The sequence below is a fragment of the Streptomyces sp. BBFR51 genome (assembly GCF_044591655.1).
In the GTDB taxonomy this organism is placed as follows: domain Bacteria; phylum Actinomycetota; class Actinomycetes; order Streptomycetales; family Streptomycetaceae; genus Streptomyces.
Genome location: NZ_CP172448.1, coordinates 1115637 through 1135232 on the forward strand (window position 1 = coordinate 1115637; position 19596 = coordinate 1135232).

Sequence of the window (19596 nt, forward strand, 5' to 3'; positions counted from 1 at the left end):
GATGCCTGACGGTTCGATGACGCCCACACCAAGTCACCTCGGACGAGGCCGCGTTACGGGAGGGAGTTCGATGAATGAGGAGCAGCGCGCCAAGAGCGCGAACGCGCTCGTGCAGTGGTCCGACGAGAGCGGTATTGACCAATCCGCACTGGCGCGGATTTTCGAAGGCCTTAAAGGCTCCGGTGGCAGCGGTGCCCCGTTGCAGAATCCGGCGTTCCTGTGTCCCGGCCTGGAGGCGCGGCCGTGGCACGACCCCGACCGCTTCCCGTGGGTGAAGGAGTTGGAACGTGGCTACCCGGATATCCGCCGTGAACTGCTCGAGGAGTCCGCAGCCATGTCGGCACACCCCGAATCCGGGATGCTGGCGGCCAGCGGCCGGTGGACGACCTACCACTTCTTCAACCTGGGGCGGCGCTACGAGGAGCACCACGCCCGGTGCCCGGTCACCTCACGGACACTTCAGCAGGTGCCGGGTATCGCTTCGGCCGGCATGGCGTACTTCTCCCGGATGGCGCCGGGCACCGAGGTCAAGCCACACTGCGGTTTCACGAACACACGCATTCGCGCACACCTCGGCCTGGTCGTGCCGACGGACTGTGCCATGCGGGTGGGCCCAGAGACCCGGAGCTGGGAGGAGGGCAAGGTCCTGGTCTTCGACGATTCCTTCGAGCACACCGTCCGCAACGACGCAGACAGCTGGCGCGCCGTACTCCTTCTCGACACCTGGCATCCAGAACTGAGTAAGGACGAATGCCGCGCTCTGAGCTTCCTCATGAGGCTGTGGAAATCGCACCTCGGGAGAGCAGGGGACGGAAGGGGTCCTGTCGATGCACCTGCCAATCGGTAACCCGGTCGCGCCCGACGTCCTGCGCAGCTTCAGCACGGCAGTGTGCCGCCGCATGGGTGCGGATACCGACGTGGCCACGGAGGTGGCGGACCACCTCGTCGACGCCGACCTGGCCGGGCACCCGTCACATGGCGTCATGCGTCTGACACAATACTTCGACGAGTGGGAACGAGGCGACCTCGCGCCCCAGGCGCGACCTCGACTCTTGCGTGACGGTCCGGGCACCGCGCTCTTCGACGCCGCTCGGGGTTTCGGCCACTTCTCCACCATGGTTGCCAGCCAGTGGGCGGCCGCACAGGCGGAGCGGCAGGGTGTGGCGATCGCCGCCGTCCGACACTCGGGCCACACCGGACGACTCGGAACTTACGCCGAGCATCTGGCGAGACGCGGTCTGGTGGCGATCGTACTGGTCGGAGCCGCGGGACACTCCGTGGGAGCAGCCGTGCTCCCCGGGACCTCGACCCGCTTCCTGGCCGCCAACCCCTGGGCCATCGGAATTCCGGCAGAACGCAGGGCACCCGTCGTGGTCGATGTCTCCACCACGATGCTGGCCGAAGGGAAGATCACTGTCGCCAGGGAGAACGGACAGTCCCTTCCTCCAGGATGCATCGTCGACGCGGACGCCCGGGACAGCCGGGCCCCGGAGGAATACTTCAACGGTGGCGGGCTCCTTCCGCTGGGCGGCCACACCGCGGGACACAAGGGGTTCGGCCTGGGGCTGGCCGCCGCCCTGATCGGCTCTCTCGCCATGATCGGCGATTCGGAGCCCACCCTGGCAGGCAGTCAGATACCAACCGGGGCCGACCCCCGGGGCCGTGCAGGGGGCGTCGCGGTGATCGTCGTCAACCCCGCAGCCCTCGGCGACGGCGCCCTGTACGCCCACCAGGTCGCCCAGACCGCCACCGCAGTGGGCCGCGCAGCGGTCAATGCGAGCCACGTCCAGGTTCCCGGCGCTCCGGAAGCCGCCGCCAGGCAGAGGCACACACACGGCATCCGACTCGCCGACGCTACGCACAGGGCACTGCAGGAGCTCGGCACACGTCTGGGGATCGCCACCGGCTACGGCAGGATGCCGAGCCGGCGCAGAGGTACCGAGAACTCGTCGTCAACAGAGGAGACGGACCATGACCGCCTGGGTTAAGGACAGTCGGCCGTATCTGGAGAGCTGGATCGACCGCACCGGTGCCGACCGGTCACAGCTGGTCAGAATATTCGACGGCATGGACGAGGGAGAGAGCCGCACGCCCTCCACCGAGACCGGGCCGCAACGCCCCGAGATCCTGTGCCCCGGGCTGGAGGCTTCCCCCTGGTGGGACAAGAGCCGTTTTCCATGGATCCCTGGCCTGGAGCAGGCATACCCGGACATCAGGGCAGAATTCCTCAGGGCGTGGGGGGTAGCCGGCCCGAATGCAGAGGGGATCATGCGGCATCCCAACTCGCACAATCTCGCGCGGAGCGGACGATGGAGCGCTTACTACTTCCATCTCCTGGGCCAGGTCGACCAGAGGAACATGGAGTCCTGCCCCCGCACCAGCGCGACGCTGTCCGGTATTCCCGGGGCCGACTCCGCCGGGATGTCCTACTTCTCCGTGATGGACCCGGGTACGCACGTAGCGCCCCATTGCGGGTTCATCAATGTCCGTGTCCGCTGCCATCTCGGCCTGGTCGTTCCTGAGGACTGCGCCATGCGGGTCCACGAGGAGACCCGGGACTGGACGGAAGGCGCGGCATTCACCTTCGACGACGCCTTCGACCACGAGGTGTGGAACAAGAGCGAGGGCATCAGGGCGGTCCTGCTCTTCGACGTATGGCACCCAGATCTCAATGATACGGAGAAGGCCGCGATGACCTACATGATGCAGGTCTGGAAAGAATTCCTGTACCGGAATGTGAAGTGACAGCGCCCGTCGGCGTGGGGGCGGCCGAGGCGAAGACGGCCGGTTCCTGGATCATCGCGAAGGACGTACTGATCAAGACTACCGGCTTCCCCTTCGAATCGCTGGAGTCCCTGCGTGCCCAGGACATCACCGAGAGTGTGCGGGCCCTGCTGGAGGTGTGCCGCGACGACCGCTTCCTCGAGGCGGTGATGATGTCCAGCCCGGACGCGTTTGAGCAACTCGACCGCTGGCTGGCCAAGAACCCCGATCCGGCGCACTTCCGCTCCGCCGACCGTCGTAAGGCTCGGCTGGCGGCCATGTACCTCCAGCGATTCTGCGCCAAGAACGAGAGCACCAGCTTCTTCGGTCCCGTCTTCTGGGCCCGTCTCACCGACGACAGCGCCCTCACCCTGGAACAGGGGGAAGAAGGAACCGAAGCACGCCGCGCGGTGTTCTGGAGCCACTGGGCTGCGGAGGTTGTTGCCGATCAGATGGCCGCCGACGCGGACGTGATGCCCTTCCTGGTTCCGGTACGGCCCCCCAACCTCGTCGAGCGGGAAGGTCTGCTGCGCGGTGTGCGCTTCGTCGATCATCCGATCCAGGTGAGCGACAGGCCGCCACCGGCAGCGGGCTCGCCTCAGTCCCTGCTCTTCAAGCTGGTGGATGGCAAACGCACCATGCAGGAGTGCGCCGACACCCTCGGGATCACCGTGACAGAGGCTGCCGAGTTGCTGCGAAGCCTGGAGACCGACGGGCTCGTCCGTTTCGGGGTGGATGTTCCTGTCGGGGTGCTGGAACCGATGCACCACCTGCGGGCCTTCGTCGCCACCTTGCCCGGCGAGGCGAACACGCGGTGGACGCACAGATGCAACGAACTCGATGGACTGCGTGAGCGGTTCCGGTGCGCGGAAGGGCTACGTGAACGCCAGGCCGCTCTGAGCGCCACCCGCACGCGTTTCGAGGAAATCACCGGTGCCGCCTCGGCCAGGGGAGCGGGCGAGCATTACACGGACCGGGCCATCCTGCTCGAGGACTGCCTGCACACGTGGAAGCGCTTCGACATCGGCGGCCCCGTCCGGGACTACCTTGAGGACGAGCTGCAGATCGCTCTCAACCTCCTGTTCGAACTGCCTTTGGCCCGGCGCCGTGCGCGTGCCGCCGAAGTCGACCGCTGGTTCCTGAATCATTTCGGCCCCGACCGGACCGTCCCCCTGGACGAGGTGTTGCTGGCGTGGTCACAGGACGACCATGCCTTCGGGGCGCAGCTGCGCGCCCTGGACCGACGGATTCTGGAGTCCGGACCGTGTGCCATCAGCGACGTACTCCATCAAAACCCGGACCGTAGAAGCGTGAACCTCGATCTGGCCTGGGGGCGGGAGCGAGCCGGGGCTGTCAATTTCGACACCTGGTGTGTGGCGGGCGCCGACATCCTCCTGGGAGCGGCGGACCAGGACGCCCTGAACCGGGGCGACTTCCTGTCGGTCATCGGCGAAGTGCACGGGCTGCACGACCAACTGCTGCAGGGGCTGTGGACGGACCTGCACCCGAACGCGGACGCGTTGACGAGCGAGATCGCCGACATCGTCTCAGGTCTGAGCGACACAACCATTTGTGATCCGGTGATGTGGCACTGGCGCAAGACGATCGCACGGGCTCCGGCCCTACCGGAAGTCGAGTTCGCCGGCCGCAGCCCACGCCCCCCGGGCCGGGTCGCTCGCGCCCGGGACTTGTCTGTGCGGCATACGGGCGACCGTCTGTATCTGCATGCGGAGCCGCTCGGCCCTATTTCGCTGACCAGGCCTCCGCTGCGGTCGTGGGGCGACGAGGTCGAGACCCTCTTCACCCTCTTCACCGGGGCACGCAGCATCGGCCCCGATGACGGACTTCGTCGCGTGCCGGAGCATGTGAACCACCTGCCGCGGCTCACGGTGGGGCGCACGGTGGTGCACCGAGAAACCTGGTGGCTGCCACCTCCGCCGAGGGCCCGGTGGCGGGCCATGACGGCCGACAACCAGCGCCTGGGCCGCTGGGCACAGCAGGAATTCGGGCTGTCTAACGAGGTGTATGTCAAGTTTGCGGCAGAGCCCAAACCTGTGTTCGTTGATTTTCGAATCCCGGTGCTCGTGGAGCTCTTCACCAGATTCTGGCAACGCTCCACAACACCGGCAAAGGTGGTCGAGATGCTGCCCGACTCGAAGAATCTTTGGGTTCGGAACGGGAACAGCAGACACACCTGCGAATTGCGCGTCGGTTGCTATCAGCCAGAGAAATAGGAGCAGAGGTATGGACGTGACGAATCCGTTCGAGAACCCGGAAGCACAGTACGTGGTCCTGGTGAACGACGAGAATCAGCATTCCCTCTGGCCGGTGTCGATCTCCTTGCCTGACGGCTGGACCATTGCCCACGGCGAGAGCAGCCGCGAGGACTGCCTCCAGTTCATCGAGACGAACTGGACGGACATGCGTCCCAGGAGTCTGGTCGAGGCAATGGACGACTGAGAGGGATCAGCGGCTTTACGGAGGAGACCGGCGGCGAGCTGAGCGGCACCTCCCTCCACGCCGCCGAATCGTCCGGCGAGCCCGCAGGGGACAGGAGACAGGGAACCGCTCATCCCGCGCGGCTCACCCGCGCGTGGAGACCGAGGAAGAAGCGAGGAGACGAACCATGACCGACTTAAACTCCGGGACGTGGAGGTTGCAGTCGCCACACGGCAGCAGGCGGCGTCCAACCAACCCGTCAGCGGTCGATCCGGTGCGGACCGGATTCCTGCCTGATGCGCCCACGATGCCGCTGGTGGTCACACCCTCGGTCGACGGGGCCGACCTGCCCGGCTGGCTACGGGAGAACCGTGATCTCGTCAACTCCTACCTGCACCGCCACGGCGCCTTGCTGCTGCGCGGTTTCCACGAGCAATCGGTCGCGGAGTTCGAGGCCGCGGCGTCCGCCATCTGCCCCACCCTGTTCCGCGAGTACGGCGACCTGCCGAGAGAGGGCGACTCCGACCAGATCTACCAGTCCACGCCATACCCGGAGGACAGGTCGATCCTGTTCCACAACGAGAGCTCTCACTTGGACAGCTGGCCCATGCGGCAGTTCTTCTCCTGCTTGCTGCCCGCGCAGGCCGGCGGCGAGACTCCGATTGTCGACTGCCGCGAGGTGTACCGGCTGATGCGGCCGGAACTGCGCGCGCAGTTCGCCGAGCGAAAGCTCCGGTACGTGCGCAACTTCATCGAATCGTTGGACGTGAGCTGGCAGCGGTTCTACGGGACCAGCGATCGGACAGTAGTCGAACGCAAGTGCGCCGAGGCGGGGATCGGGTTCTCGTGGGCACCGGACGCCACGTTGCGCACGTGGCGGGTCGCGGACGCAGTGCTGAAGCATCCAAGGACCGGTGAGACCGTGTTCTTCAACCAGCTGGCTCTGCACCATGTCTCGTGTCTGGACCAAGACACGAGGCAGGGGCTGGAGAGCTTGTACGGCCGGGAAGGCCTGCCCCGCAGCGTCTACTGGGGCGACGGCGCACCAATTGACGACCATGTCGTGGCCGAGGTACGGGAGCTCATGGACCGCACAGCCGTCGCGTTCACCTGGCAGACGGGTGATGTACTGGCCATCGACAACATGCTGGTCGCCCACTCACGCCGTCCGTTTACCGGTCCACGCAAGGTCATCGTGGCACTCGGCGACATGCTAAGCCACACGGAGCTCTCCGTAGCCGATGCCTGACGCCGCTCCTTTGCGTGCTCAGCAAGGAGAAGCCCTGGGGAGCCTTGGCTCGTAGAGTGCCTGACACAGGGCTGAAAGAGCCTGCCCGGTCCCTACTCTCCGCAGGACGAGACAGGTTCGAGCTTCCAGTCGACCCGGTGTGGTTCAGGCATCCGGCCCCCTCGGTCGACTGTCGGCGTCAATCGCCCCGTCCCCGCCAGGGGCAGGTGTCACCTGGTGGAAGATCAGGGATTACAGCTGCCGTGTCGGGGGCGTCTTCGAGCCAGGAGCACTCCACTTGTATAGATGCCTTTAGAAAGGTATCTTTATCTTTATGTCATCAGATAGGCGCAGCACTCCGCAGTCATCGAAGATGTCGGTCCATCTCACCGACCCCCACGCCTTGCGCGCCTACGCTCACCCGATTCGGCTGAAGCTCGTCGGATTGCTCCGTGTCCAGGGCCCTTTCACCGCCACCCAGGCGGCGGAGCTCACCGGTGAATCGGTCGCCAGTTGCTCATACCACCTGCGCATGCTCGCGAAGTACGGCCTGGTGGAAGAAAGCGAGGGCGGGCACGGGCGGGAGAAGCCCTGGCGGGCGACGGCTCTACAAACGGACTGGTCGGGCACTTCTGAGGACGACGCCTCCGCGGAAGCCGCAGCGGAGCTCAACGCAGCTCTCGCCGAGAACTACTTCCAGACGATGACGCACGCGCTGAAGACCCGGCGGCAACTGCCCAGCGAGTGGCGCAAGGCCGAGCAGTTCGGCGACGAAGTCGTCTACCTGACAGCTGCGGAGCTTGCCGAGTTGGGGGAACGGATCTCGAAGCTCCTCGAGCCGTACGGCGGGCGGTTCGACGACCGGTCTCAGCGCCCCGTGGGCGCGGAGCCGGTAACTGTACTGCGCGTCGCATTCCGCAACCGTCGTAATGAGACGAACTCGTAGGCGATGCGCTGCCCGGCGCGTTGCGGATTGAGGAGACGTGACATGACCGGTCTGCGGTCACCGATTTCGACAGGTGGATGCGCTGTGAGTTCTTTGAGTCAGCCTCTCCGTCGTCGGAGTCATCTGCGAACCATGGTTGACCTTGCTGCCAGCATGGCGGGGCTCGGGGCGGCAGCGGTTTGCGGTGCGCTGAGCACACGTCATTCGCAACCAGGAGCACGCGAGGATCCGGGGAGCGCGCGGGCGGCGTTCCTTGCCCGCGCGGACGCTGTTGCGGATACTCGCGGCCCAGCTCCCGGCGTGCCGGCTGTTGGCGGCGTGGGCCACGACGGCGAGGCGGGCGTGGCCATTCGCCGCGTGCCAGAGGCCCGCCGGAGGCACCGGTGCTGTCCATGATCGTCCCCTTGTGGGCCCCGGTCGCCCGGTCTCATTCGGTGAACACGAGTGAGACACTCTTGTGCCGTGCGCCAGACACCTGCTCGGCGGCGCGGACCTCTGCCGGGAGCATTGACCGGTGCTCTGTGGGGCCTCTGTGGGGCGTGTCCCTGAAGCCGACCGGACGGCCTCGGCCCGGACGCAACTCACCCGGGCCGCAGAGCAGCTCGTGCGGCACGTCGTGCGCCCACCGAGCCCCAGAGGTCACAACTCCTCCCGTGCCTGCAGAGAGGATGGTCCTTTGATGAGCTCGGTACAACGCCCTTCTGGGCGACCTGGCCTGGGTCTGGCCAGCCCTCATGGACTGGCAACGCACGCAGGAAAATGCGTCGTGGAACAAGGGGGAAACGCGGTGGACGCCGCGGTGGCCGCCGCTATCACCCTGTCGGTCGTCTACCCCCACCAGTGTGGCGTCGGCGGTGACTTGATGGCACTCGTGGCTGTGCCCGACGGGCGGGTCCTGGCGGTCAACGCCACCGGAGCGGCGCCTGCGGGGGTCGTTCTCGGCGATTTGGCAACCGTCGGGTCAATGCCATCCAGAGGGCCGGATACGGTGACAGTACCGGGAGCCGCCGCTGGCTGGGCCACCTTGTCCCGGCTCGCGGGGCGCCTACCCTTCCCTCGACTGTTCGACTTCGCTGTCGCATGTGCCACAGAGGGGGTTCCCGTATCGCCAGGTTTGGCTCATGTGCTCTCCCACGGACAGGAACTCCTCGGGCGGGACCCCGGTATGCGGGCGGTGTTCTATCCCGACGGGGTGCCGCCGGCGGTCAACTCCGTCCTGACGCAGCCGGCCCTCGCGAGAACGCTTGCCGCCATCGCGGAAACACATGCCTCCGCCCTGTACAGCGGTGATGTCGGAAAGGCCCTCGTCGCCTTCCTGCGCGGGCATGGCGCTGCATTGAGCACCTGGGATCTGACCCGGCACGATACAGAGATCACGGCGCCGATCGGGAGGGTATTCGGCGGAGAGGAGTACCTCACCGCTCCCCCAAATTCCCAGGGGGTGCATTTGTTGCAGATCCTTGGTGCGCTCGACGTCCATTCCTCAGTCTCCGACCCCTTCGACTCCGCCGCGAAGGTGTGTGCACGCGTGTTCCAGGCGGCTGCGGATGATCGTGCCGCCTACCTTGCGGACCCCCGATGCGCCCCCGTCGACATCGAGTACCTACTAAGCGACAAGCGGATCGCGGAACTTTCATGTGACGCTCCGCAACTTTCGCCGCGTATCACCTCGGCTCCCCGCTCCACCGGGGACACTGCGGCAGTTGTCTCGGCGGACGACGAAGGATATGCCGTCTCTCTGATCCAGAGCCTCTTCCAAAGCTTCGGTTCCGGGCTACTCGATGCAGCGACGGGAATTGTTGCGCACAATCGCGGCTCCGCATTTTCCCTCGATCCGACATCACCCAATTACCTACAAGGGGGGAAACGCCCGGCGCATACGCTCCTGCCGGTCATCACCCGCAGCGGCGGTGAGATCACGGGAGCACACGGAACCATGGGCGGGCTCGCACAGCCACAGATTCACGCACAGTTCGCCGCGTACCTCAGGGCCGGGATGGACGCGGCCGACGTCCTTCACCGCCCACGGTGGGCCGTCACCGGACGGACCCCAGGAGACCTTACCGGGACGATCGTCGCCGAGCACGAGGTTCCTGCGGAGACGGTCGACACCCTTGGCAGTGCGGGCTTTCCGGTTGTCCGGCGCAACGACGACGCGGTGGGGCACGGCCAGATCGTGCGACGTCGGCCCGACGGGTTTTCCGCGGCCGCGGACCCGCGCTCCGACGGAGCCGCGGTGACCTTGATTCTGCGCGACGGGTGGGAGTCGCATGACTACCAGGCTCCGGATCGCAGGGTCTCCAGTGAAGTTACCGATCGGGCTGAATTGCCCAAATCGCATGAAATTTCCTCGACCGAAGAAATATGGCGCCGTCAAGGTCGGATTATCGAAGAGTATCCATCATGACCAAGCTTGTCTTGCCTGGTAATGCGAAACCAGCGTACCGCGACCCCAACGTCCTGCGCTGGTTGTCCGCATACGCCGCCTCCGTGATCGGGGACACCGCCTTTGTACTGGCGCTGGGATGGACCACCAGCGAGATCGCCGGTCCATCCGAAGTCGGACTGGTCATCGCCGTCGGCGCGGTGCCGCGCGCCATCCTGATGCTCGGCGGAGGCGTGGTGGCGGACCGGTTCGGTCCACGCCTGGTAGTGATAAGCAGTGATGCCGTTCGCTGCCTGGCCGCTCTGGCGACAGTGGTCTTCCTGCTAGCGGCGCCCACCAGTCTGGGCCTGCTCATCGGAGTCGCACTGGCGTTCGGTATCGTTGACGCGCTCTTCATGCCGGCCGTCGGAGCACTCCCACCGATGATCACACGGCGGGATCAACTCGTACGCGTGCAGGGAATGCGGGCGCTCGCCGTCCGCCTTGGCAACACGGTGGGGTCACCGCTTGCGGGAATGATGATGGCGGTCGGCGGCCCGGTCGCGGCTTTTGCCACGGTCGCCGGCTTGTTCGCCCTATCGCTCCCCCTCTTGATTTCCGTAAAACTCATCCCCCCTGCGTCTTCTGCTTCTTTCGTGGAGACGGCGGAAGAGGCTGCCAAGCCCGACATGTGGCGCGAACTCCGCGACGGATTGCGTTATGCCTATAGACGACCGGTAATCCGCACGATCGTCATCACCCTCGCTCTGGTCGAGTTGGGCAGCATCGCCCCGCTCAACATCGGCTTCCTCCTACTCGCGAAAGAGCATGGGTGGGGAGCATCCGGTGCCGGCTGGATCATCAGTGCCGCCGCCGTGGGAGCAGGCGCGAGTGCACTCCTTCTCACCATCCTGGGGAAAATACCGAAAGCGGGGCTCTCCTACATAGCAAGCCTGATTCTCGGGTCGGCGACGATAGGCTTCTTTGCATTTGTACCGTCCCTTCCCGCCGCCGTGCTTCTGGGAGGGGCGACCGGACTTACGCTCGGCCTGAACGGAGGGCTTGCCTTTGCCTTCATCCAGGCCGAAACCGATCCGGCATATCTGGGACGCATCATGTCCCTGCTCAGTCTGGCGAGCTTCGGCATGGGCCCGCTCACTTACCCTGTTTTTGGAGCGGCTGTGGCGGCCGTCGGCCTTGGACCTGTGTTTATAGCATTCGCTGTCATCACCCTGCTGGGGGCGGCCTTCTGTCTGCTGACGCCGACCATTCGCCAGATCTGACTCTTCTCAAGTTAATTGGAGGTCACCGGTCAAGGCCCCGCGAACATCGCCTTGGGCGTGATCGACGGGCACTTCGACGAGAAACGACACAGCCTTCCAAGGAATGGCACCGGTGTCATCACCGCAGCGAAGGAGGCGCGACCTACCGGCTCGCCCGATGCGCCGACGAACTCGCAGTGAGCTTCTTCGAGTTGGCCGCCGATCGGATGATGACTGTGAAGCGCAACGAGCGAGGCCCCCGGGCTGTTGATCGAGATGTCTGACGTCTCAATCACGTTGCTCGGGGGCCTCGTTGGTCATTCCATCCTGCCGCACTCGATCCCCGCATGCACTCGTGGAGTGGGTCACCATGCTGATCACCACCCGTGAGGCGACCGGCGCTGCAAGCTCCGTCCGTCTAAGCGCGCGACGGTGGCACTGGTGTACCTGCGCGAGCCCACCACTCTGGCGAAGATCGCCACCGAGTTCGGGACCAGCGAGTCCACCGCCCACGCCTACACCAGCGCGGTCGTCGACCTGCTCGCCGAACGCGCGCCGGGTCTGCTGAAGACGCTGTGCGAGCACGAACCCGACGTCGTCCTGCTCGACGGGACCCTCGCCGAGCGCGACCGGGTCGGCGACGGCCGGGCCGACTACTCCCACGAACACCGGCGCCACGGCGTGAACGTGCAGGTCGTGACCGACTCCGGCGGCCGACTGCTGTGGCTCTCGCCCGCCCTGCCGGGGCGCACCCACGACCTGACCGCCGCCCGTCCCCAGCAGATCATCCGAATCTGCGAGCGCCGCTGATCTCGCCTACCAAGGCGCTGGCCCGTGGGCTGACCAGCGGCATCAAGCGCAAGCCCTACAGGGGCTCACCCCCACCGAACAGACCTCAACCAGGCACTGGCCGCAGCGAGAGCACCCGTCGAACGCGGCGTCGCGAACCTGAAGTCCTGGCGCATCTTCCGCAGGTCCCGATGCAGCCCCAACCGCATGACGTCAATCACCAAGGCCATCCTCACCCCCTTGGAGTGGAGGCTCAGTGATGGTATTCGGCATCCGGTGCACGCTGAAGCGCTCCGCGACGACGTCGCAGGCACAGCCGCCACCATCGGGCTACGCCCCGCCGAGGACAAGACCCGAACCGTCCGCATAGACGACGGCTTCGAGTTCCTGGGCCGGCACATCAACGCCACACCCCCTGGGCTCCAGCCGCCGCTTGGTCTATACCCATCTTGGAGACAAGGCCGTGAAATCGGTCAAGTCCAAGGTCAAGGCGCTGACAACCGGACGGCACGACCCCCGCACGATCTTCGTCCTCCTGGGACAGGCACTGCGGGGCTGGACCACCTACTTCCGCCACGCCGCATCCGAGATCACTTCCAGTGAGCTGGAACACTACCTGTGGCACCGAGTGTGGAAGTGGCTCCGCCGATGCCCCGGCGCCGGAACTGGAGATGGATCGTCCGCACCTTCGGCAACCCCCGCAACCGATGGGGCTTCACCGCCGACGGCGTGAACCTGTTCAACTCCGCGAAGGTACCCATCCAGCGATACCACTACCGGGGCAACACCATCCCCCACCCCGTGGTCCGCGCGACCAGCCCGGACCACCACCTGAGGACCAAGGACGTCACCTTGGCCGAGGACGCCGGCCAGGTCCGACGTCGCCACGCCCCGGCCGTGCCGTCATGAGCGCCTTGCGCGACCTGCCCCGCACGACCCTCCGGTCGAGCCGGCTGGACCAACATCGCCAGCGGCCGACGCGCCCACTCCCCCCTCAACGCAACCCAGAGTGCACGGCATCCCATGATCAAAACGGGCGAACGGAATTCTCCCCGGCTGCCAGTTCGACAGGTACCCCCAAAGTCTTCCCGCCTGATACGGCACGACCTTGAGACGGTGCACCACTGACAAGGTTCCCTGCACAGATGACAAAGTCCGAGTCCTACGACAACCCTTAAAATCCTTGGACGAAGCGAGAGGAAGGGGTGTCACACACCCACCACGGGCCTTGTCCCAGCCATCTTCTGCCTGCATCACGCCAGCTCAGACCGCGGATAGAAACGGCACACTAAAGGGTTGTCCCGTAATGATCTTGAATTTGGTGGGAGCAAGGCTGGCTGCTGCGCTGGCCATTCGCTTGTCCAGCGAGGGTGAGGTTGTGCGGGCGGGCGATGCCGAGCACGGCGTGGTGGACGCCGTCGTGGTCGCGGGTGGGCACCAGCGTACCGTCCAAAATCAGGACACTGTCCTTGCGGAACCGTCTGCGCGTCTGGAGCGCGAGCAAGGGTCCCAGGTGGTCGGTGATCCGATTCGCTGCCGACTTCGAGATGCCGAACAGCGGAGCAACCTGATGCGTCGTCAAGTTTGCGCGCCAGTACGCCGCAACAAGCAGAGTCGTGAGAGCTGTTCCAGCGGGTTGTGCCGGAGGCGCTGTCTCAGCCCCAGGGCGGCGGCCGACGTCGGCACGGCGACCGCAAGGTGCCGGCAGCCATCGCCTTGGTGGCGGCCTCGGGCCGCACGTGGCAGCAGTTGCCGACCGTGTCGTTCGGGCAGTCCGCCGCGACGGCTCACCGACGCTTCACCGAGTGGACGAAGGCAAGGGTGTGGGCAAACTCCACCGCCTCCTCCTCAACGAACTCGGGCCCCGCCGCGAGCTGGACTGGTCCGGGTGCGCGATCGGCTCGGTCAACAAGCGGGTCCTGAAAGGGGGAGCTATACCGGCCATCCCCATCCAACGATGCCCGTCGACATCGTGCTGGCAGGAGGACCTGGAGCATTGTCCGTTGCTCAAGAGCCGCCACAGTCCAGGTGCTGGGCACGTGTCCCTGCACATCCCACAGAATGGCCCCTTGGCGGCACTCTCGCTGGGTACCGATTCCCTTGGCTCTCATGCGGTCGCGTCTGCCCACCAGTACTCCGTACCTGGGCCGTGACAAGCGCGTTGTGGTTTCTGTCAGGCGCTTTTCGATGCCCGCGTCATGCAGCGCACATGCTGATTCCCGCCCGTCAGCTCACCCACATCCGGAGGAGCGGCCCAATGACAGACGTCAGTCGTACGCCCGGAGACATATATTTTCGCGTGCTCGGTCCCGTCGAAGCCCTTATCGACGGAGAGGAAGTGGAGTTCCAGTCCCCCCGGCAGCGGGCCGTCCTGGCGGTCCTTCTTCTCCACTCCAACAACGTTGTCAGCGTCGATCAGCTCATCGAGTCGATCTGGGACGATGCCCCGCCGACAGCGCGCAAACAGGTCCAGGCATGCATCTCCATGCTTCGGCGCGCATTCGCCCGGCTTGGACACAACGCCCTGATAGAGACCCACGTCACTGGCTACTCACTGAAAAGGGCGGAAGATTCGCTCGACTTCGACACTTTCAGATCGCTGCGGTACACCGCTCACACCGCTCGGATGCACCACCAGCGGCACGACGAGGCGGAATCGGCGTACCTGCAGGCGCTTCAAGCCTGGCAGGGGCCGGCGTTGTCCGGCCTAACTAGCAGATACTTACAGGCGCGAGCGACCTGGCTGAACGAGCAGCGTTGGTGCGCCTACGAGGAATACATTGAGCTGCTGCTGGTCATGGGGCGTCACCGTGAACTCGTCGGCGAGCTGGAAATGGCGCTCGTCGACAATCCGACTCGCGAGAGGATGTGCGGCTATTTGATGCTGGCGCTGTATCGGTCGGGACGTCGCGCTGACGCCCTAGATGTCTACCGGACCTCACGGAAAATTTTCGTCGATACGCTAGGAATCGAGCCGTCACCCGACCTTCAGCATCTTCACACTGCAGTGCTTGCAGACGGGCCTGGCGTTGCGGCAACATTCGCGGCAATACAGCCCAATGCGTTCGACCTGTCCTTCGAACCCATCGAAGGGTCTCGGGGCACCGGACATCCGCAGCGGCGCGGGTGACGACAGTACCGACCGCACCCAGGAGACCTCGGCAAAGGTCCCCGGATAGGTTCGGAGCTTGTCAGCCGACCTTTTCCCCCGCCCTGCTGGATGAGCGATGTGCCGGCACGACACGAAGGTGTACCGCCGTTTGATCGGCCGCCTTGCGCAAGCCCCTGCGCCCCCGATCTGCGAGGAAGTTCTCTTTCCGAGCCTCGTGTGACGTCTTCGTTGGTCAGGCATGAAGTAGCTGCTGCCGCGGGAGTCTCGGTCTGTTGCCGGGCGAGAGGTCGTGGGGGGTGGCGGATGCCGTCGATGCGGGCGGTTTTCGAAGCGCGGCGGGGGGGGGTGCCTCTATGTCTTTCGTCAAGCGAGGCGTGGGGTTCGGTGTTCGTAGAAAGTGCCGTCTCGGAGCATCGCGAACAGCACGCTGATCCGCTGTCGGGCGAGGCGGAGAAGAGCCTGCGTGTGGGTCTTTCCTCTGGCTCGGCATCGGTCGTAGTAGGTCCGGGAGGCGGGATCGTGCAGGGCGGCGAACGCGGATAAGAACATCGCGCGTTTGAGCTGCCGGTTGCCGCCTCGTGGTGCGTGTTCGCCGTGGATCGAGGTTCCCGACGACTTTGTCGCGGGTGCGAGGCCGGCGTAGGAGGCCAGGTGGGCGGCGGTGGGGAAGCTGGTGCCGTCGCCGACGGTGACCAGCAAGGTGGCAGCGGTCCTGATCGCGATCCCCGGCATCGAGATCAGGACCTGGGAAAGAGGGTGCTTCTCCAACAGCTGCCCGATCTGTGCTTCCAGAGCTCGGCGCTGTTCGTGAACAGCCGCGAGCGAGCGGGCCAGCGACGGGACGACGATGTCGAGCGTGCCGGTGCCGGGAACGACGACGGTCTGCTCGTCGAGCGCGTCGAAGATCTCGTCGATCAGCCGCTGGGCCATGCGCGGGGCCTTGGGCCGGATTCCGTCAACGAGCCTGCGGCGTCCGGCTTTTCGCAGTGCGGCGGGGGAGCCGTAGCGTTCCAGCAGCCAGGTGACGGCCTGGTGGTCCAGGCGTGGGCCGAGGGCGCGTTCCAGGCTGGGGTGGAATTGGGTGAGCAGACCGCGTATGCGGTTGGAGGTGCGGGTGGCCTCGGCCGCGAGGTCCTGGTCGAAGCCGACGAGGACGGTCAGCTCGGCGGTGATCTCGTCGGTGAGTTCCAGGGACCGCAGGGTGTGGGGCATGGTGCGGGCGGCGTCCGCGATGACCGCGGCGTCCTTCGCGTCGGTCTTGGCCTCGCCCGGGTAGAGGTCGGCGATCCGCCGCATCGCCAGGCCCGGCAGGTAGGCGACCTTGCAGCCCGCGTCTCTTGCGACGGTCAGCGGCAGGGCTCCGATAGAGGCGGGCTGGTCCACGACCAGCAGGACGGTGCCGAACTTCGCGGCCAGCTTGTCGAAGACGGCCCGCAGCTTCGGCTCGCTGTTGGGCAGGGGCTTGTCGAAGACCTTCTTGCCGGCCGGGGTCAGTCCATGGCCGTGATGGGCGGTCTTGCCGACGTCCAGGCCGAGGAAGACGTCCACGTCGCCGGTGTCGAACATCGTGCTCTCCACTTCCTTTGGCACGGCTGGCCTGGGCATCGGTGTCGTACGCGCGCATCCACGTTATGCAGACCTGCCGCCCGTGAACTGCCCGGTATTGCACCGGACCGGACGGTGGCCGGACCTCTCATCAGCGTCTCCGACGGCACCTCTCGGGCCCGGTGAACACCACCCCCCAGGTCATACGGTTCAACAGGGGGACACAGTCATGCCGGGCTCGGAGGCCAGCGGCCCTCTTGCAGGACCGCGGAAAACATAACGGGGGGCGCCTCTATGTCTTTCGTCAAGCGAGGCGTGGGGTTCGGTGTTCGTAGAAAGTGCCGTCTCGGAGCATCGCGAACAGCACGCTGATCCGCTGTCGGGCGAGGCGGAGAAGAGCCTGCGTGTGGGTCTTTCCTCTGGCTCGGCATCGGTCGTAGTAGGTCCGGGAGGCGGGATCGTGCAGGGCGGCGAACGCGGATAAGAACATCGCGCGTTTGAGCTGCCGGTTGCCGCCTCGTGGTGCGTGTTCGCCGTGGATCGAGGTTCCCGACGACTTTGTCGCGGGTGCGAGGCCGGCGTAGGAGGCCAGGTGGGCGGCGGTGGGGAAGCTGGTGCCGTCGCCGACGGTGACCAGCAAGGTGGCAGCGGTCCTGATCGCGATCCCCGGCATCGAGATCAGGACCTGGGAAAGAGGGTGCTTCTCCAACAGCTGCCCGATCTGTGCTTCCAGAGCTCGGCGCTGTTCGTGAACAGCCGCGAGCGAGCGGGCCAGCGACGGGACGACGATGTCGAGCGTGCCGGTGCCGGGAACGACGACGGTCTGCTCGTCGAGCGCGTCGAAGATCTCGTCGATCAGCCGCTGGGCCATGCGCGGGGCCTTGGGCCGGATTCCGTCAACGAGCCTGCGGCGTCCGGCTTTTCGCAGTGCGGCGGGGGAGCCGTAGCGTTCCAGCAGCCAGGTGACGGCCTGGTGGTCCAGGCGTGGGCCGAGGGCGCGTTCCAGGCTGGGGTGGAATTGGGTGAGCAGACCGCGTATGCGGTTGGAGGTGCGGGTGGCCTCGGCCGCGAGGTCCTGGTCGAAGCCGACGAGGACGGTCAGCTCGGCGGTGATCTCGTCGGTGAGTTCCAGGGACCGCAGGGTGTGGGGCATGGTGCGGGCGGCGTCCGCGATGACCGCGGCGTCCTTCGCGTCGGTCTTGGCCTCGCCCGGGTAGAGGTCGGCGATCCGCCGCATCGCCAGGCCCGGCAGGTAGGCGACCTTGCAGCCCGCGTCTCTTGCGACGGTCAGCGGCAGGGCTCCGATAGAGGCGGGCTGGTCCACGACCAGCAGGACGGTGCCGAACTTCGCGGCCAGCTTGTCGAAGACGGCCCGCAGCTTCGGCTCGCTGTTGGGCAGGGGCTTGTCGAAGACCTTCTTGCCGGCCGGGGTCAGTCCATGGCCGTGATGGGCGGTCTTGCCGACGTCCAGGCCGAGGAAGACGTCCACGTCGCCGGTGTCGAACATCGTGCTCTCCACTTCCTTTGGCACGGCTGGCCTGGGCATCGGTGTCGTACGCGCGCATCCACGTTATGCAGACCTGCCGCCCGTGAACTGCCCGGTATTGCACCGGACCGGACGGTGGCCGGACCTCTCATCAGCGTCTCCGACGGCACCTCTCGGGCCCGGTGAACACCACCCCCCAGGTCATACGGTTCAACAGGGGGACACAGTCATGCCGGGCTCGGAGGCCAGCGGCCCTCTTGCAGGACCGCGGAAAACATAACGGGGGGCGCAGCCGCGCAGGTGAAGGCTCGAAGCCGAGTTGGAACGGGTGCGGACGGCTCTGGCGGACGCCGAGGAGGTGCGCCGGTGCCGGGTGGTCGGCCTGGGCAGTATCTGGAGGCTCTGGCCGAGGAGGAGGCGTCCGCCGACGTGGCAGGCGAGGTGTCGTGGAGGAAGCCGGTCGGACCGCGCCGGGCGGTGTCTCACCGGCGACACGCCAGTGAGGTGACGGAGTTGTCGCCGGACTGTCGACCAGAATGACGGCTTCGCTGGTATCGGTGCGGCGTTCGTAGTCCCGGGCGCGGCCTCCAGGGCCACAGTTAAGTCGGCCCGGTCGTGATCGCAGCCGGGCGCTGTCTCCACCGCAGTCACCATCATCGAGCGCAAGGCCTGGTAGATGGCCAGGAGTCCCCGCATCTCCTGGGTGAGGCCCAGTGGGTCCTTCGACCGGAGAACGCGGCCTTCGAGCAGGGTATGACGTAGTGCCAGATAGACGGTCTCGATCTCCCAGCGCTCGTGGTAGAGGTGCTCTCGCTCAACCAGAGCCGTAACCGTGCCTGACAAGAGTCCAGCGCCCCAGACGGGAAGCCGCCACCCTCCACGCTGTCACGCACACCGTGCCCTACGGCAGTCGCCAGTCCACCGGCTGGGCACCCTGCCCGGCCAGCAGGTCGTTGGCCCGGCTGAACGGCCGGGAACCGAAGAAGCCCCGGTCGGCCGACATCGGCGACGGGTGCGCAGACTCAACCGCCGGCAGATCCCCCAGCAACGGCCGCAGATTACGCGCGTCACGCCCCCACAGGATCGACACCAGCGGCTTTCCGCGCGCTGCCAGCGCCCTGATCGCCTGCTCCGTGACCTCCTCCCACCCCTTACCCCGGTGCGCCGCCGGACTGCGCGGGGCCGTCGTCAACGCCCTGTTGAGCAACAACACACCCTGCTGCGTCCACGGCGTCAGATCGCCATTCGACGGCCTGGGCAGCCCGAGGTCGGAGTGCATCTCCCGGAAGATGTTCTCCAGACTCCCCGGCAACGCACGCACCTCCGGCGCCACCGCGAAACTCAACCCGATCGCCATACCCGGCGTGGGATAGGGATCCTGACCCACGATCAGGACACGGACGTCATCCAGGGGTTGCTGAAAAGCCCGCAGGACATTCGCCCCGGCCGGAAGATACGTCCGGCCCGCCGCGATCTCAGCCCGCAGGAAGTCCCCCATCGCCGCGATGCGCTCGGCCACCGGCTCAAGGGCCTTCGCCCAGCCTGCTTCAACAAGTTCATGCAAAGGTCGTGGTGCCACGCCGCGTCACTCTACTGGCACACACCCCCGCCCCGCATACACAGGGAAGCCCCCGCACACGGGCCCTCCCACAGGCGCTACC

The 19596-nt window shown here is 66.1% G+C and carries 15 protein-coding genes and 3 pseudogenes; 14 read left to right on the top strand and 4 right to left on the bottom strand.

The features are described from left to right. Positions 1 to 70 precede the first annotated feature (70 nt). The 12 genes and pseudogenes from ACGH7X_RS05125 (at position 71) to ACGH7X_RS05180 (ending at position 12701) form a co-directional block, all read left to right on the top strand. Entirely contained in the window at positions 71 to 847 is a 777-nt protein-coding gene (locus ACGH7X_RS05125) for an aspartyl/asparaginyl beta-hydroxylase domain-containing protein (RefSeq protein WP_399882061.1), read from the top strand. Continuing rightward, a complete protein-coding gene (locus ACGH7X_RS05130; RefSeq protein WP_399882063.1) occupies positions 828 to 1988 on the top strand; it encodes an Ldh family oxidoreductase in 1161 nt (386 codons plus the stop codon). Before ACGH7X_RS05125 ends, ACGH7X_RS05130 begins: the two co-directional genes overlap by 20 nt. After that, complete coding sequence (locus ACGH7X_RS05135) at positions 1972 to 2745, top strand: aspartyl/asparaginyl beta-hydroxylase domain-containing protein (protein WP_399882065.1); 774 nt, start codon at positions 1972 to 1974, stop codon at positions 2743 to 2745. Before ACGH7X_RS05130 ends, ACGH7X_RS05135 begins: the two co-directional genes overlap by 17 nt. After that, entirely contained in the window at positions 2742 to 4997 is a 2256-nt protein-coding gene (locus ACGH7X_RS05140; RefSeq protein ID WP_399882067.1) for a lantibiotic dehydratase, read from the top strand. Before ACGH7X_RS05135 ends, ACGH7X_RS05140 begins: the two co-directional genes overlap by 4 nt. A gap of 16 nt (positions 4998 to 5013) precedes the next feature. Beyond that, positions 5014 to 5223 carry an MbtH family protein gene (locus ACGH7X_RS05145; RefSeq protein WP_399896797.1) on the top strand — a complete coding sequence of 70 codons (210 nt, stop codon included), beginning with the start codon at positions 5014 to 5016 and terminating at the stop codon, positions 5221 to 5223. Positions 5224 to 5389: 166 nt separating this feature from the next. Further along, positions 5390 to 6451 carry a TauD/TfdA family dioxygenase gene (locus tag ACGH7X_RS05150; protein WP_399882069.1) on the top strand — a complete coding sequence of 354 codons (1062 nt, stop codon included), beginning with the start codon at positions 5390 to 5392 and terminating at the stop codon, positions 6449 to 6451. 352 nt (positions 6452 to 6803) lie between these two features. Then, positions 6804 to 7376, top strand: coding sequence for a winged helix-turn-helix domain-containing protein (locus ACGH7X_RS05155; RefSeq protein ID WP_399882071.1), 573 nt, complete (start codon positions 6804 to 6806; stop codon positions 7374 to 7376). Between the two features lie 679 nt (positions 7377 to 8055). Then, positions 8056 to 9783 (top strand): gamma-glutamyltransferase family protein, encoded by a 1728-nt coding sequence (locus tag ACGH7X_RS05160; RefSeq protein ID WP_399882073.1) that lies wholly within the window; start codon positions 8056 to 8058, stop codon positions 9781 to 9783. Then, positions 9780 to 11024 (top strand): MFS transporter, encoded by a 1245-nt coding sequence (locus tag ACGH7X_RS05165; protein WP_399882075.1) that lies wholly within the window; start codon positions 9780 to 9782, stop codon positions 11022 to 11024. Before ACGH7X_RS05160 ends, ACGH7X_RS05165 begins: the two co-directional genes overlap by 4 nt. A 302-nt stretch (positions 11025 to 11326) precedes the next feature. Then, a pseudogene (locus tag ACGH7X_RS05170) lies at positions 11327 to 12029 on the top strand (transposase family protein); the annotation flags it as partial. Between the two features lie 226 nt (positions 12030 to 12255). Then, entirely contained in the window at positions 12256 to 12525 is a 270-nt protein-coding gene (locus ACGH7X_RS05175; RefSeq protein WP_399882077.1) for a group II intron maturase-specific domain-containing protein, read from the top strand. Further along, the gene (locus ACGH7X_RS05180; RefSeq protein ID WP_399897755.1) at positions 12441 to 12701 is read left to right on the top strand and encodes a hypothetical protein; all 261 of its coding nucleotides are present in this window, start codon (positions 12441 to 12443) and stop codon (positions 12699 to 12701) included. Before ACGH7X_RS05175 ends, ACGH7X_RS05180 begins: the two co-directional genes overlap by 85 nt. A 511-nt stretch (positions 12702 to 13212) precedes the next feature. On the opposite strand, the pseudogene ACGH7X_RS05185 reads toward ACGH7X_RS05180, so the two are convergent. Further along, a pseudogene (locus ACGH7X_RS05185) lies at positions 13213 to 13500 on the bottom strand (transposase family protein); the annotation flags it as partial. On the opposite strand from ACGH7X_RS05185, the pseudogene ACGH7X_RS05190 reads away from it, so the two are divergent. Further along, positions 13416 to 13750, top strand: a pseudogene (locus ACGH7X_RS05190) (transposase); the annotation flags it as partial. The pseudogenes ACGH7X_RS05185 and ACGH7X_RS05190 sit on opposite strands and share 85 nt — an antisense overlap. A gap of 299 nt (positions 13751 to 14049) precedes the next feature. Then, the gene (locus ACGH7X_RS05195; RefSeq protein WP_399882079.1) at positions 14050 to 14922 is read left to right on the top strand and encodes a BTAD domain-containing putative transcriptional regulator; all 873 of its coding nucleotides are present in this window, start codon (positions 14050 to 14052) and stop codon (positions 14920 to 14922) included. Positions 14923 to 15267: 345 nt separating this feature from the next. Here ACGH7X_RS05195 and ACGH7X_RS05200 read toward each other — a convergent pair whose 3' ends face one another. The 3 genes from ACGH7X_RS05200 to ACGH7X_RS05210 all read right to left on the bottom strand — a co-directional run bounded on the left by ACGH7X_RS05200 (position 15268) and on the right by ACGH7X_RS05210 (position 19514). Further along, complete coding sequence (locus ACGH7X_RS05200; RefSeq protein ID WP_399882081.1) at positions 15268 to 16470, bottom strand: IS110 family transposase; 1203 nt, start codon at positions 16468 to 16470, stop codon at positions 15268 to 15270. 283 nt (positions 16471 to 16753) lie between these two features. Continuing rightward, the gene (locus ACGH7X_RS05205; protein WP_399882081.1) at positions 16754 to 17956 is read right to left on the bottom strand and encodes an IS110 family transposase; all 1203 of its coding nucleotides are present in this window, start codon (positions 17954 to 17956) and stop codon (positions 16754 to 16756) included. Positions 17957 to 18836: 880 nt separating this feature from the next. Then, positions 18837 to 19514 (bottom strand): uracil-DNA glycosylase, encoded by a 678-nt coding sequence (locus ACGH7X_RS05210; RefSeq protein ID WP_399882083.1) that lies wholly within the window; start codon positions 19512 to 19514, stop codon positions 18837 to 18839. Positions 19515 to 19596: the final 82 nt, after the last annotated feature.

Coding starts and splice junctions, on each gene's coding strand:
- ACGH7X_RS05160 (WP_399882073.1), top strand. CDS start 8,056: ATGAGCTCGGTACAACGCCCTTCTGGGCGACCTGGCCTGGGTCTGGCC.
- ACGH7X_RS05200 (WP_399882081.1), bottom strand. CDS start 16,470: ATGTTCGACACCGGCGACGTGGACGTCTTCCTCGGCCTGGACGTCGGC.
- ACGH7X_RS05125 (WP_399882061.1), top strand. CDS start 71: ATGAATGAGGAGCAGCGCGCCAAGAGCGCGAACGCGCTCGTGCAGTGG.
- ACGH7X_RS05150 (WP_399882069.1), top strand. CDS start 5,390: ATGACCGACTTAAACTCCGGGACGTGGAGGTTGCAGTCGCCACACGGC.
- ACGH7X_RS05205 (WP_399882081.1), bottom strand. CDS start 17,956: ATGTTCGACACCGGCGACGTGGACGTCTTCCTCGGCCTGGACGTCGGC.
- ACGH7X_RS05130 (WP_399882063.1), top strand. CDS start 828: ATGCACCTGCCAATCGGTAACCCGGTCGCGCCCGACGTCCTGCGCAGC.
- ACGH7X_RS05180 (WP_399897755.1), top strand. CDS start 12,441: ATGCCCCGGCGCCGGAACTGGAGATGGATCGTCCGCACCTTCGGCAAC.
- ACGH7X_RS05155 (WP_399882071.1), top strand. CDS start 6,804: ATGTCGGTCCATCTCACCGACCCCCACGCCTTGCGCGCCTACGCTCAC.
- ACGH7X_RS05135 (WP_399882065.1), top strand. CDS start 1,972: ATGACCGCCTGGGTTAAGGACAGTCGGCCGTATCTGGAGAGCTGGATC.
- ACGH7X_RS05195 (WP_399882079.1), top strand. CDS start 14,050: ATGACAGACGTCAGTCGTACGCCCGGAGACATATATTTTCGCGTGCTC.
- ACGH7X_RS05165 (WP_399882075.1), top strand. CDS start 9,780: ATGACCAAGCTTGTCTTGCCTGGTAATGCGAAACCAGCGTACCGCGAC.